The 14,148-nt window shown below is 68.4% G+C and carries 12 protein-coding genes; 10 read left to right on the forward strand and 2 right to left on the reverse strand.

Translation table 11 applies throughout. The features are described from left to right. The first annotated feature begins 115 nt into the window (after positions 1 to 115). The 9 genes from LG334_RS13505 (at position 116) to LG334_RS13545 (ending at position 11,964) form a co-directional block, all read left to right on the forward strand. On the forward strand, positions 116 to 1,477 hold the full coding sequence (locus tag LG334_RS13505) for a UDP-glucose dehydrogenase family protein (RefSeq protein ID WP_404378821.1): 1,362 nt from the start codon (positions 116 to 118) through the stop codon (positions 1,475 to 1,477). 20 nt (positions 1,478 to 1,497) lie between these two features. Then, positions 1,498 to 2,460, forward strand: coding sequence for a polysaccharide lyase (locus LG334_RS13510; RefSeq protein ID WP_404378823.1), 963 nt, complete (start codon positions 1,498 to 1,500; stop codon positions 2,458 to 2,460). A gap of 42 nt (positions 2,461 to 2,502) precedes the next feature. After that, entirely contained in the window at positions 2,503 to 3,744 is a 1,242-nt protein-coding gene (locus LG334_RS13515) for an alginate lyase family protein (protein ID WP_404378824.1), read from the forward strand. Between the two features lie 71 nt (positions 3,745 to 3,815). Then, positions 3,816 to 6,578, forward strand: coding sequence for a tetratricopeptide repeat protein (locus LG334_RS13520; RefSeq protein ID WP_404378826.1), 2,763 nt, complete (start codon positions 3,816 to 3,818; stop codon positions 6,576 to 6,578). Positions 6,579 to 6,833: 255 nt separating this feature from the next. Next, a complete protein-coding gene (locus LG334_RS13525; RefSeq protein WP_404378827.1) occupies positions 6,834 to 7,772 on the forward strand; it encodes an IS110 family transposase in 939 nt (312 codons plus the stop codon). An 18-nt stretch (positions 7,773 to 7,790) separates the two neighbouring features. Continuing rightward, complete coding sequence (locus LG334_RS13530; RefSeq protein ID WP_404378828.1) at positions 7,791 to 8,360, forward strand: gamma-glutamylcyclotransferase; 570 nt, start codon at positions 7,791 to 7,793, stop codon at positions 8,358 to 8,360. A 95-nt stretch (positions 8,361 to 8,455) separates the two neighbouring features. Continuing rightward, entirely contained in the window at positions 8,456 to 9,385 is a 930-nt protein-coding gene (locus tag LG334_RS13535; RefSeq protein WP_404378830.1) for a TIGR00730 family Rossman fold protein, read from the forward strand. 211 nt (positions 9,386 to 9,596) lie between these two features. Next, the gene (locus tag LG334_RS13540) at positions 9,597 to 11,078 is read left to right on the forward strand and encodes a SulP family inorganic anion transporter (protein WP_404378832.1); all 1,482 of its coding nucleotides are present in this window, start codon (positions 9,597 to 9,599) and stop codon (positions 11,076 to 11,078) included. 19 nt (positions 11,079 to 11,097) lie between these two features. Further along, positions 11,098 to 11,964, forward strand: a complete 867-nt coding sequence (locus LG334_RS13545; protein WP_404378834.1) for a universal stress protein — start codon at positions 11,098 to 11,100, stop codon at positions 11,962 to 11,964. A gap of 10 nt (positions 11,965 to 11,974) precedes the next feature. On the opposite strand, the gene LG334_RS13550 is transcribed toward LG334_RS13545, so the two are convergent. Further along, complete coding sequence (locus tag LG334_RS13550; RefSeq protein ID WP_404378835.1) at positions 11,975 to 13,009, reverse strand: metal-dependent hydrolase; 1,035 nt, start codon at positions 13,007 to 13,009, stop codon at positions 11,975 to 11,977. A gap of 292 nt (positions 13,010 to 13,301) precedes the next feature. On the opposite strand from LG334_RS13550, the gene LG334_RS13555 reads away from it, so the two are divergent. Further along, positions 13,302 to 13,796 carry an Hsp20 family protein gene (locus LG334_RS13555; protein WP_404378836.1) on the forward strand — a complete coding sequence of 165 codons (495 nt, stop codon included), beginning with the start codon at positions 13,302 to 13,304 and terminating at the stop codon, positions 13,794 to 13,796. 79 nt (positions 13,797 to 13,875) lie between these two features. On the opposite strand, the gene LG334_RS13560 is transcribed toward LG334_RS13555, so the two are convergent. Then, positions 13,876 to 14,085: a heavy-metal-associated domain-containing protein gene (locus LG334_RS13560; protein WP_404378837.1), complete on the reverse strand. Its 210-nt coding sequence runs from the start codon at positions 14,083 to 14,085 to the stop codon at positions 13,876 to 13,878. Positions 14,086 to 14,148: the final 63 nt, after the last annotated feature.

Here is a 14,148-nt window from a genome sequence, read left to right on the forward strand (position 1 = left end):
CGCCCTGCGGCGTACCCGGGAAACCTTTTCCGGGAACAGCCGTAGTATTGGCGAGACAAAATACAGTCGGCTCCATGCCGGCGACTACGGGATCAAATCAAAAGAGGCGTTACCTATGAACATTACCGTCATCGGCACCGGTTACGTCGGCCTCGTTTCCGGCGCTTGTCTTTCCGAACTCGGCGCGCACGTAACCTGCGTCGACCTGGACGAGGGCAAGGTGGAGCGCCTGAAACAGGGCATCATGCCTATCTATGAGCCGGGCCTGGAGGACATCGTGGTCACCAATCACGAAGCCGGCAAGCTGGACTTCACCACCGACACCGGCGCGGCCGTCGCCCAGAGCGACGCGGTCTTCATCGCCGTCGGCACTCCGCAGGCCGACGGACAGGCGGAAGCGGACATGAGCTACGTCTACGGCGCCGCCAAGGGCATCGCGCCGCACCTGAACGGCTATACGGTTATCATCGACAAGTCCACCGTGCCCGTCGGCACCGCCCGCAGGGTCGCCGAGATCATCCGCGCCGAAAACCCGAACGCCGACTTCGACGTGGCGTCCAACCCGGAGTTCTTGCGCGAGGGCTCGGCCGTGGGCGACTTCATGCGCCCCGACCGCGTGGTCCTGGGCGCCGACACCGAGCGTGCCATGACCGTCCTGCGCCGCATCTACCGTCCGCTCGCCCTGACCGGCGTTCCGGTGGAAGAGTGCAACCCGGAAACGGCGGAGATGGCCAAGTACGCCTCCAACAGCTTCCTGGCCGCCAAGATCACCTTCATCAACCAGGTCGCCGACCTGTGCGAGAAGTCCGGCGCCGACGTCGAGGACGTGGCCCGCTCCATGGGCCTGGACAAGCGCATCGGTCCCATGTTCCTGAAGGCCGGGCCGGGCTATGGCGGCAGCTGTTTCCCCAAGGACACCAACGCCTTCGCCGTCATCGGCCAGCGCAACGGCAGCCCGCAGCACCTGGTGGAAGCCGTCATCACCGCCAACGAGGACCGCAAGCGCCGCATGTGCGAGCGCATCGTGGAAGCCTGCGGCGGCTCGGTCGAGGGCAAGACCATCGCCGTGCTGGGTCTGACCTTCAAGCCCGACACCGACGACGTCCGCGACAGCCCGGCCCTGACCATCGTCAGCAAGCTTCACGAGATGGGCGCGCGGGTCAAGGCGCACGACCCCATGGGCGCCGAGCATGCCCAGGCCGTCTTCGGCAAGGAAGCGGCGGAAATCTGCGACGAGCCTTACGCCTGCGCCACCGGTGCGGACGCCGTCGCCGTGGTCACCGACTGGGCGCACTTCAAGGAGCTGGACCTCAAGCGTCTGGCCGCCACCGTGCGCGGCAAGGTGGTCATCGACATGCGCAATATCTGGGACGGCGACGAGGCCATCGCCAACGGCTTCGACTACCACTGCATCGGCCGCGCGCCGCGCTTCGCCGCCCAGGAACAGGCCGCGCCCCTGCGCCGCGCGGCGGAGTGACACAGCAAGGGATGCCTATCATGCGACACGCCGTTCCGACCCCACGGCGGAACGCGGCCACGCGGGTGGCGGGGGCTTTCGCCCTCGCCGCCCTGGTGGTTTCCACCGCCACCGCCCTGCCCGCACCCGCGGGCGCGGCCGCGGACCTGAAGGCGACCGACCCCGACGCCATCACCAGGACGCCGGCCGTGGTCGCCTGTTCGGTCCGTTATCCGCTGGTCGCCGACCTGACGCCGGCCCTGGCCGCGCGCAACGGCAAGAAGGCCATCCGCGAAGGCTTCGACAGCCGCAAGCAGTGGGGCACGAAGAAGAACGTGCGCGTCCTGCGCCCGCGCGACAGCGGCATTGGCGAGCACGCCTTGCGGGTGACCTATCCGGAAGGCACCTCCAGCCCCAGCGACAACGGCAAGGGCGGCGCCGGCTTCTACAGCGCCATGGAAATTCCGCCGGGCACGGACCGCGCCTGCCTGCGCTACAAGGTGCGCTTCCCGGAAGGCTTCAATTTCGTCAAGGGCGGCAAGCTGCCCGGCCTCTATGGCGGCAAGGCACCGTCCGGCGGCGAAGACGTTTCGGGCGAGGAAGGCTTTTCCATGCGCCTGATGTGGCGCGAGGACGGCCAGGGCGAGGTGTACGAGTACATCGCCAACAAGGGCAAGGACACCGATTACGGCCTGTCCGTCGGCCGCGGCCTGTGGACCTTCCCCACCGGCCGCTGGGTGACGGTGGAGCAGGAGGTGATCCTCAACGACCCCGACCGCGCCGACGGCATCGCCCGCATCTGGATCGACGGCAAGCCGATCCTGGAGCAGGACGACATCGCCTACCGCACCGAGAAGGATGACGCCATCAGCGGCCTGATGTTCTCCACGTTCTTCGGCGGCAGCGGCAAGGAATGGCGCACGCCCCGCGACCAGCACGCGGATTTCGGCGACTTCCGCCTCTACGCACCGTCCGGCACGGAAGCCGCCGACAGCCGGGGTTGATGCCCCCCGCCCCCCTTTTTCCGCACCGGGAGCCCGTATCGAATGCCGACCATCCCGACCATCCTGCGCCGACTGACCGCCGGAGCCTTGGGCCTCTGCGCCGCCGCCGCCATGCCGCTGGCAGCCGGCCCGGCGGACGCGCTGACGCTTGAGGAACGCCGGGCGCTGGACCTGTCGGAGTACACGGTGACCGATCCCGGCGCCTCCTACTTCGACGTGGCGGAGCGCCGTGCCCTGCTGGATCGCACGCGCAATCCCATGCTCCTGCAGATCGCCGAGGACCTGAAGACCGGCCCCAGCTGTGCCCAGCTTCTGGCGCTGCCGCCGCTGGACCACCGTATCCGCATTCCCGCCTTTTATCCGCAGCCGGATGCCTGGCGTGTGGCGGCGCAGCCGCTGTTCCAGTTCGAGGACAGCGTGACCGAACTCGCCGGCTCCTACGTCGCCAGCGGCGATCCCTACTATGCCGAATGCCTGGTGACGTTCCTGGACAAGTGGGCCCAGGCCGACGCGCTGATGGACTTCCACTACACCATTGCCGAGCCGCAGGCGTGGTATTCCACGGAATCCATGATCTTTGCCGCCGCGCTGGCCTATTCCATCGTGCGCAACGAAGTCGAGGACATGCACGAGCAAACCGAGCGGGTCGACGAATGGATGCGGCGCCTGGCGAAAAAGCACTCGGTCATTCCCGGCGAGCACCCCAGCTGCTGCAACAACCATTTCTACCGCCGCGCCCTTTACGCCGCCATGATCGGCGTCATGAGCGAGGATGACGACCTGTTCCGCTTCGGCGTCAGCGCCATCTATTCGGCCCTGCACGACATGACCGACGAGGGCGCCATGCCGCTGGAGATGCAGCGCGGCCGCCGCGCCATGCACTACCAGAACTATGCGCTGCTCTACCTGATCCCGATCATGCAGATCGTGGAGCGCCAGGGCTACGACGTCTTCGAGATGACGGTGAACGGCAACTCCATCCACGACGCTGTGAGGTTCGCCATCAACGTCATCGAAGACCCCCAGCGGCTGGGCGATCTGGCGCCGGCGGACCAGTACAAGGGTTTCCTGCTGGACGACCAGTATTTCGCCTGGATGGAAATCTACCTGTCCCGTTTCGACAACGCCAAGCTGTCGGAATTCATCCGCTACCAGCGCCCGGTCTACAACCGCAGCGCCGGTGGTTACGTCACGCTCTACTTCATGGACCCTGACGCACAGATACAAACGGTCGCCCGCGACAAGCGCAAGACGCTGGTGACCGAAGGCGAGGAAGCCTGGTGACGGCCGCACCGATCCGACAGCGCCGCATCCGGCCGGCCCGCCGAGACCGATCGATAACAGGAGAAAGCTCCATGACCCGCACCGACCGCCGTTCCGCCGTTCAACGCCGCCTGTTCGCCTCCGCCGCCGCCGTGGCCCTGCTGGCGGGCTGCGCGGGCGCCGGAACAAGCGTCGATGCGCCCCGCGCACCGCAGGAGGCCCGTCAGCTCGACCCCGCCTACGAGGACTGGTTCGACGGCGGCCGGGTCATCGAGATGGATTCCATCGCCTGGGACCGCGTGAAGAACGCCCGCCGCGCCCGCGAGTCCGGCGACACGCAGCGCGCCCTGTCCATCCTGACCAGCATGGCCGACGACGAGTACCCCATCGCCTATTACGAACTGGGCAAGATGTACGAACGCGGCGAGGGCGTCCCGCAGGACGTCTCGCGGGCCGCCGACCTGTACGGCGAGGCCCTGCGGCGCCCGTCGCCCATCCAGGAACAGGCGTCGTTCAAGCTTGGGCGCATGTTCCGTGACGGACAGGGGGTGCCCGAGAACGACCCCCTTGCCTACCGCCTGCTGCGCCAGGCCGTGGCAAAGGGCGCCGGGCCGGACGCCCGCGCCGAACTGGCCGCCATGCTCGCCGCCGGCGAAGGCGTTGAGCCCAAACCCAAGGAAGCGGCCGATTTGTACCGGGCGGCCGCCACCGCCGGCAACGCCGAAGCCCTGCGCGCCCTGGCCGTCGCCCACGGCCCCGGCGGCTGGCTGCGCGAAGACCCGCAACGCAGCGGCGACTATGCCCGCCACTACGCCCAGGCGCTGGAAAAGCAGGCGCGGCAGGGCGACACCGACGCCATGGTCAAGCTCGCGCGGCTCTACAGCGAGGACGGCCTGCTGCCCGCCGATCCGCAGCGCAGCCGCCGCTGGCTGGCCGCCGCCGCCGAGGCCGGCGACGCCGATGCCATGGGCGAGGCCGGCGAGGCCCTGCTGGCGCGGGGCGAGCGGCAGCGCGGACTGGAACTGCTCCAGCGCGCGGCCGAGGCCGGCGACGTCGAGAGCATGACCCACCTGGGCAAGGCCTACCTGGGCGGCGACGGCGGCCCCGCCCGGCCGCAGCAGGCCGAGCGCTGGCTGACCCGCGCGGCCGAACAGGGCGACGCCAACGCCGCGGTGACGCTCGGCCGGGCCTACGTCGAAGGCCGCGCCCTGCCGCGCAACACCGCCCGCGGCGTGGCGCTGCTGGAACAGGGAGCGGCCCAGGGCGACGCCCTGGCGCTTGCCGCCCTGGGCGACATCTACCTCGACGGCGAGGGCGTGCCGGCCAATCCGACAAAGGCCGTCAGCTACCTGCAGCGCGGCCACGAAGCCGGCAGCGACTATGCCACCGCGCAGTTGGGCGAGGCCCTCCTTCACGGCAAGGGCACCGCCGCCGATCCGCAGCGCGCCGAGACCCTGCTGGCCCAGGCCGCCCGGGCCGGACAGGGAAGCGCCGCCCTGGAACTGGGCACGGCCTACCTGGAGGGCGAGGCCCTGCCCCGCCAGCCGCGCCGCGCCGCCCAACTGCTGCGCCAGGCGGCCCAGGCCGGCAACGTCACGGCCAAGACCAAGCTGGGCGCCGCCTACCTGGACGGCACCATCCCGGGCGGATCGCCGTCGCGTGGCGTGGCGCTGCTGGAGGAAGCCGCCACCGCCGGCGACGATTACGCCATGGTCGTGCTCGGCCGCGCCTACCGCAAAGGCACGGGCGTGGAGACCGATCTGGCCCGAGCGGAGTATTGGCTGAACAAGGCGAAGGCCGCGGGTCATCCGTCGGCGCAGGATGCGCTCGCCCGCACCTACTTCGCCCGCGCCGACGGCGGCAGCATCGGGGAAATCCGCAAGGCCGCCGAGATGGGCCACGCCGGCTCCATGGCCGACCTGGGCCGCGCCTACCTGGCGGGCCAGGGCGTCGAGCGCTCGCCGCAGCAGGCCGAACGGTGGCTCAAGAAGGCCTCCGCCGAGGGCCACGCCGGCGCCGCCGCGACGCTCGGACGCATGTATCTGGAAGGTAAAGGCGTGGCGCGCGACCCGCAGACCGGCGTCGACTTCCTGAAGACCGCCGTCGCCCGCGGCCATGCCGGCGCACGCGGCGACCTGGGCGAGGTCCTGCTGACCGGCAACGGCGTCCCGGCCGAGCCCGAGCGCGGCGCCGCGCTGCTGCAACAGGCGGCGGATGCCGGCAGCACGTCCGCCCGGCTGATCCTCGGCGAGGCCTACCTGACCGGCAAGGGCGCCCTGCCCCAGGACCGCGAGAAGGCCCGCGCCATTCTCACCGCCGCCGCCGAGGCCGGGGAGCCCTATGCCGCGCAGCTTCTGGGCGAAAGCTACCTGGAAGGCCGCGGCCTGGAACAGGACCCCGAACAGGCGCGCAAGTGGCTCACCCGCGCTGCGGAGGCGGGGCAGGCCTCGGCCATGAACGAACTGGGGCGGGCGCTGCTGCGCGGCGAGAACGGCATTCCCCAGGACACCGCCCGCGGCGCAGAGCTTCTGCGCGCCGCCGCCGAACAGGGCCACGCCGGCGCCCAGACCACGCTGGGACGGGAATACCTGCGCGGGCGGTACGTGGAGGAAAACCGGCCCAAGGCCGTGGAGTACTTCTTCAGCGCCGCGAAGCAGGGGCACCCCTCGGCCCGCCTGGCGCTCGCCAAGGCGTATCTGCAGGCCAACGGTCTGCCGCGCGCCAACCAGGAACAGGCGCTGCTGTGGCTGAGCCAGGTGATGGAGAGCGACAGCCGCATCGCGCTGCAGACCCTGCGGGACCTGCTGGCCGACACCCAGACCGCCGAGGCGGCAGCCGCGTCCGAAAGCAGGTGACGCCGACGGGCCGCATCGTCCCCTCGTCATGCCGGCGGGCTTCGGCCATACTGCCGGCATGACGACATCGCCCCTTGTAACTTAGCATGTGCCGAATCCGGTATGATACCGGTTGCGGTGGCGGACGAGAGACCGACGCCCCTCAGGGACACCAAGCCCGTGTGTGAGCCAGGGTCCTCGTCCGCCGTTCCATCGAACCCGAACAGTCGCTTGGGCCGCTCGAAGCGAAGCCCGCTTGCGCAAGGATGGGATCGGATGGACGCTCTCAACATCGGCATCGACGTCTCGAAGGATCGGTTGGACGTCGCCACCACCTCGCCTTCGATGGCCGCTTTCCATGTTCCGCGCGATCATGGCGGGCTGTCGGATCTGGTCGAGCGATTGAAGCCGCTCGGCGCCGAGCGGATCGCGATCGAGGCCACTGGCGGCTTCGAGACCGTCGTCGCGGCAGCCCTGGCCGCCGCCGGCCTTCCGGTCGTCGTGGTCAATCCGGCGCGCGTGCGTGCCTTCGCCCAAGCCCTTGGGAAACGGGCCAAGACCGATCCGATCGACGCTGCGGTGATCGCTCGTTTCGCCGAAGCCACCAAGCCTGAAGTGCGCCCGCTGCCTGACGCCGAGACCGAGGCGCTGGCCGATCTCGTCGCTCGCAGACGGCAGATCATTGCGATGATCGGTGCGGAGAACCAAAGGCTCAAACGGGCCTCTTCCCGGACGGCCAGGAGCATCAGGCGGCTGCTGAAAGCACTCGAGAAGGAACTCGCCGACATCGACCTGGACATCGACGACAGCATCCGCCGGTCGCCCAGCTGGCTGGAAAAAGTCGAGCTCCTCAAATCCGTTCCCGGCGTCGGCGACCAGATCGCTCGCACCCTGATCGCCGAACTGCCGGAACTCGGCACCCTCGACCGCCGGCAAATCGCCGCTCTGGTCGGCTTGGCGCCGTGGACGCGGCAATCCGGCAAATGGCGTGGCAAGAGCTTCATCGGCGGCGGCCGTGCCGCCGTCCGAACTGCCCTCTACATGGGGGCCCTCGTCGCCGCGCGGCACAATCCCCTGCTCAAGGGGTTTCGGGATCGCCTCGTCGCTCAGGGCAAACCCAAGCTCGTTGCCATCATCGCCGTCGCCCGCAAGCTCATCACAATCCTCAATGCAATCATCCGGGAGGCCCAGCCATGGCGCGAGCAAATCGTTTGACCGGAAAGACAGTCGCTCATGACCGACTTCAACGACGACGACTTCTGGGTGTTCGGCTACGGCTCCCTGATGTGGAAACCGGGCTTCACCGCCCTGCACTGGGAGCCCGCCGTGCTGGAAGGCTATCAGCGCCGGTTCTGCATCTATTCCACCCACTACCGCGGCACGCCCGACCATCCGGGCCTGGTGCTGGGCCTGGCGCCGGGCGGCGCCTGCCCCGGCGTCGCCTTTCAAGTGGCGCGCGACAATGCCCCCGCCGTGCGCGACTATCTGCGGGAGCGGGAGCTGATCGGCTACGCCTACACCGAGGCCATGCTGCCCGTCGCCTTGCGCGACAGCGGGCGGCCGGTCACCTGCTACACCTTCGTCGCCGATCCCTCGCACCGGCAGTACGCCGGCGACCTGGGTGTCGGCCCCTCGGCCGAGATCATCATGGAGGCCATGGGCAAGGGCGGCCTCAACCGCGACTACCTCATCAATACGGTGCGCGAGTTGGAAGACCACGGCGTCTTCGAGGCTCCCTTGCACGACCTGCTGGAAGAGGTCGAGCGCCGCACCGGCACGGTCATGGCCGGCGACGGCATCTGAAACCGCCCGGTTCCCGTTAAGGCTCTAGGCGACGGGGCGGCTGCCGCTGTAGAGTGCCGCCCCCGCCCATTCGGTGCTCCCCCACGAGGTTTTTCATGTCGCGCAACGGCCGCAGCCGCTTTCCCACCGCCGCCGAGGACAAGCGCTCCCATGACGAAAACGTCGCGCGCGACCAGGCGCCGCAGACCCAGTCGCCCAGCTACCGCCTGGCCTTCACCGACCTGGACTTCCTGACCACGCGCGACGCCCGCCCCATCCGCCTGCAACTGGAGCTGATGAAGCCCGAGATCCTGTTGCAGGAAGAGAACATCGTTTCGACCATCGTGGTCTTCGGCTCGGCCCGCGTGCCCCATCCCGAGGCCGCCGCCGCGCGGCTGGAGGCCGCGGAAAAGGCCGCCGCCACCGCGCCGGACGATCCGGTGGCCCAGCGCGGCCTGACGGTGGCGCGCAACGTGGCGGAGTTGAGCCGCAGCTACGACGTGGCGCGGGAGTTCGGGCGCCTGGTCTCCGAACACAGCCAGCAGCCGGAGGCGCGGCGCTATGTGGTGGTGACCGGCGGCGGGCCGGGCATCATGGAGGCCGCGAACCGCGGCGCCCATGACGTGGGGGCGGAAAGCATCGGCCTGTCCATCGTCCTGCCGCACGAGCAGGCGCCCAACCGCTATATCACGCCCAAGCTGTCGTTCAACTTTCACTACTTCGCCGTGCGCAAGATGCACTTTTTGATAAGGGCGGAAGCGCTGGCCTGCTTCCCCGGCGGCTTCGGCACCCTGGACGAGTTGTTCGAGGCGCTGACGCTCATCCAGACGGGCAAGATCGAGCCCATGCCGGTGATCCTGTTCAACGAGGCATGGTGGCGCAAGCTGGTGAACTTCGACCATCTGGTGGAAAGCGGCACGATCTCGCCCGAAGACCTGTCCATCATGAAGTTCGTGGAGACGGCGGAAGAGGGCTGGCAGTTCATCCTGGACTTCTACAAGGACCGCCCGCCCCACAACGCCTGGGCAGAGGACATGGGGCCATAGGGTTCATCCCGAGCGAAGGCTTTTTCAGCGCCGTCGGGTTGCACGCGAGGGGCGGAGCGCGTATACACGCCGCTTCTGACACACCACAAGAACAACCCGGCCCAGGCAGGCCGGCGGGAACGTCCGACCCGCTCATTCCGCAGGCTCGGACGGAGTCGTGCATGCCCTCAGCGGCTGCCCGCCTCCCAGACACGAAAGACGACTCGCACCGATGACCTCCCTCTCGCGCCTCCAGGGCGAGTGGCTCTCGAACGTTCGCGGCGACGTGCTTGCCGGAATGGTCGTGGCGCTCGCACTCATCCCCGAAGCCATCGCCTTCTCCATCATCGCCGGCGTCGACCCCAAGGTCGGCCTGTATGCGTCGTTCTGCATCGCCGTGGTCATCTCCTTCGTCGGCGGCCGGCCGGGCATGATCTCGGCGGCGACCGGCGCCATGGCGCTGGTGATGGTCGACCTGGTGGCCGACCACGGCCTGCAATACCTGCTGGCGGCGACCGTGCTGACGGGCATCATCCAGATCGGGTTCGGCCTGCTGAAGGTCGGCCAGTACATGAAGTTCGTCAGCCGGTCGGTCATGACGGGTTTCGTCAACGCGCTGGCGATCCTGATCTTCATGGCGCAGATCCCCGAACTGACGGGCGTGACCTGGGAAACCTATGCCATGGTCGCGGCGGGGCTGGCGATCATCTACCTGCTGCCGCGCGTGACCAAGGTCGTGCCGTCGCCGCTGGTGAGCATCGTGGTGCTGACGGCGTTTGCCATCTTCATGGGCATGGACGTGCGCACCGTCGGCGATATGGGCGAACTGCCCGCCACGCTGCCGGTGTTCCTGCTGCCCGACATTCCGCTGACCCTGGAAACGCTTCAGATCATCCTTCCGACGGCGCTTACGCTGGCCGTCGTCGGCCTGCTGGAAAGCCTCATGACGGCGCAGATCGTCGATGAGCTGACCGACACGGGCAGCGCCAAGAACCGCGAGTGCGTCGGCCAGGGCACGTCCAACATCGTCGCCGGCTTCTTCGGCGGCATGGCGGGCTGCGCCATGATCGGCCAGTCGGTCATCAACGTGAAGTCCGGCGGCCGCGGGCGCCTGTCGACGCTGTGCGCCGGCGTGTTCCTGCTGTTCCTGATCCTGGTGCTGGGCGACCTGGTCAGCCAGATTCCCATGCCGGCGCTGGTGGCGGTCATGATCATGGTGTCCATCGGCACCTTCAGCTGGTCGAGCATCCGCAACCTCAAGACCCACCCGAAAAGCTCCAGCATCGTCATGCTGTCGACGGTGGCGGTGGTGGTCATCACCCACGACCTGGCCCAGGGCGTGCTGGTGGGCGTACTGCTCTCGGCCCTGTTCTTCGCACGCAAGGTGGCGCAGGTGGCCGCCATCGGTTCGGAGAAGACGGGACCGGACACCCGCACCTACCGCGTCGTGGGGCAGATATTCTTCGCCTCCTCTGATACCTTCATGAAAGCCTTCGATTTCAAGGAGGTGCTGGAGCGTGTCGAGATCGACCTGACCCGCGCCCACTTCTGGGACCTGACGGCCGTCGGCGCGCTGGACACCGTGGTGCTCAAGTTCCGCCGCGAAGGCACCGAGGTCGAGCTGATCGGCCTGAACGAGGCGAGCGCGACCATCGTCGACAAGCTCGCCATCCACGACAAGCCGGGGGCCATGGACAGCCTCATGGGCCACTAAAGGGGGGATGCGCAAAGCAATGGCCGACAAGAAGATTCTCGCCTGCACCGACGGCTCGACGCCCTATGCCGCCAGCGTCTACGACCATGCCGCCTGGGCCGCCAAGCGCATCGACGCCAGCGTGGAAATCCTGCATGTGCTGGATCACCACAGCGACCGCAAGAGCGGGGGTGTGGACCTGTCGGGCTCCATCGGCGTGGACGCCCGCGACGAGCTGCTGGAGCAACTGGCGGAACTGGACAGCGTCAAAGCCAAGGTGGCGCAGAAGCGCGCCCGCCTGATCCTGGAAGACGCCGAAAAGCGCCTCGGCGCCGCCGGCGTGTCCGAGGTGATCCTCACCCAGCGCCACGGCACGGTGGTGGAGACGGTGGACGAGTTCGAGGACGCCGCCAACCTGATCGTCATCGGCAAGCGCGGCGAAACCCACGACGTGGCCTCCGAGCACCTGGGCGCGAACCTGGAGCGCGTCGTGCGCGCCAGCCGGCGGCCGGTGCTGGTGGCCTCGCGCGCGTTCAAGCCCATCGAAAAGGTGCTGATTGCGTTTGACGGCAGCCCCAGTGCGCGGCGCGCGGTGGAGGCCATCGGCCGCTCGCCGCTGCTCAAGGGCCTGACCTGCCACGTTCTGTCGGTGGGTTACGAGGGCTCGGAACGCAAGAGCCAGCTGACCTGGGCCACCGACACGCTCAAGGCCAACGGCATCGACGCCGAGGCCGTGACGCGCCAGGGCGACGCCGACGACGTCATCACCGCCTACGTGCGGGACGAGGACATCAACCTGATGGTCATGGGCGCCTACGGGCACTCCCGCATCCGGTCGTTCATCGTGGGGTCGACGACGACCACCATGATCCGTACCTGCAAGATCCCGCTGTTGATGGTGCGGTGACGCGCCGCCCCTACGACGACGGCCCGACCACCGCGCGCCAGAACAGCGTCAGGCGGTCGCGGTCGGCGTCGGGGCGGTTGACGAAGGTCTCCGGTCCCGCCACCAGCCGGCCGGAGCCGTCCACCACGGCGCGGATTCCCCAGAAGCCCAACTCCGACCCGCCGAACAGGCCGTACCGGTAGTCCAGGGCTTCCACCACCGTTTCGCCGTTGCCGTTGGCGCGGCTGCGCCAGATGACCTTGTCCATGGCGAACCAGCGGAAGATTTCCGCCTCCCGCGTCGTCGCCACCGTGCGCGGGCGGTCGCCGCGGTCGAAGGTGCTCCACCGGATGGGCTCGGGATTCAGCACCGAGTAGAAGCCGACGCGCACCTCCTCCGGCGTTTCCGCCACCACCCGGCGCAGGTAGGGCTGGAACAGCGTCGGATAGGCGGTCACGTCGGCGCGCGGGTCGGAAAGCTGCGCCGCCGCCACCTCTTCCACCCGATCATTGAGGCTCCAGGCGAACAGCGTGTAGGCGCCGATGAAGAACAGCGCCGCCACTGCCGATGTGGTCGCCAGCCCGACGCGGCGCTTGGCGAAGGCCCCGATCCCCAGCGCCACCACCAGCGCCAGGCTGTAGAGCGGGTCGATGATCGGCATGGCGTCGATGGCGAAGCGATGGCGCGACAGGGGTGCGAGCAGCTGAGTGCCGTAGCTGGTGAAGACGTCAATGACGGGATGCGTGGCCAGCACCAGCACGGTCAGCCACGTCCAGCCCCGGACGCGATCAAGGTCCATGCGCCGGTCGGGCGGCCTTCGGCCCTGCCAGGCCTTAAAGGCCCAGTATGTCAGCAGCCCCACCACCGGCGCGAAGAAGATGGAATGGGTCACGCCGCGATGGTGGACCCAGTTGGCGAAGGGCCCCGCGATCCAGCCGGCGGCCACGTCCAGGTCCGGCACCAGCCCAACGGCCGCACCCACCACGATGGCCCCGCGCCCCAGCCGCCGGCGGAAGCCGGCCTGGGCGACGACGGCGCCGAACAGCATTTGCGTGACGGTATCCATGGCTCACAGATGGGCATGCCGGGCCGCTTCTTCCAGTGGCGCGGGAAATATCATGGAAAACCAAACATTTTCAATATGTTGTCGGCCTGTTTTCAGGCGGCGCGCAGCGCCCTTATGACGGTACCGATCGGGGCCTTAAACCCTCTTGACGTGAATATGCACGCGCGCCATATCCGCCTCGTTCCCCCCGGTCGCCGACAATCGGGGCCGGCGGCGGGACGCACATCACCATCAATCGGCGCGGTCTTCGGACGCGCCGCGAACGCTGTGTCGCTCCAAGGAGGATATGGTTATGCGTTCCTATGATCTTTCCCCGCTGCATCGTTTCACCGTCGGCTTCGACAACGTGAGCCGCCTGCTCGACGCCGCCACCCGGCTGGACGATGCCGCGCTGTCCTACCCGCCCTACAACATCGAGAAGCTCGGCGAGGATGACTATCGTGTCACCATGGCCGTGGCCGGATTCGCCGAATCCGACCTGGATGTGACGGTGGAGGACAGCACCCTTATCGTCCGCGGCCGCATGGGCCGCGACGACACCGGCGAGGCGGCCGAGCCGCGCACCTTCCTGCACCGCGGCATTGCCACCCGCGCCTTCGAGCGCCGCTTCGAGCTGGCAGACCACATCAAGGTGGAAGGCGCCCGCCTGGTCAACGGCCTGCTGCACGTGGAGCTGAAGCGCGAAGTGCCGGAGGAAAAGAAGCCCCGCCGCATCGCCATCAGCCAGGGCCATGCCCGCGCGATCGAGCATCAGCAGGCGGAGGCCAATTCCAGCCAAGCGGCCTGACGCACCGGGCTTCGCACACGGAACGGGCGCGGGAGGAAACCCTCCCGCGCCCGTTTTCATGGCCTTCGATGATGGGCGCTTACGCCGCCACCGTGCCGCCATAGGTGAACCCGGCGTCGTCCACGGCCTTTTCCACCGCCGCGTCGTCGGGCCCGTTCTCCACGGTCACCTGGCCGGTGGAGACGTCGACCGACACCACCGCGTCCTCCTTCAGCCCCTTGATGGCCTGCTCCACCGACCGGGCGCAGCCGCCGCAGGTCATGCCGGCAACCGAATACGTCTTGCTCATGATCAATCCCTCCTGCATCTCAACGGCGCGAACGTAAACCTTCCCACCGCCGGAAGGTCAAGG

This window comes from Caenispirillum salinarum (assembly GCF_044803115.1).
GTDB lineage: Bacteria > Pseudomonadota > Alphaproteobacteria > Rhodospirillales > Rhodospirillaceae > Caenispirillum > Caenispirillum salinarum_A.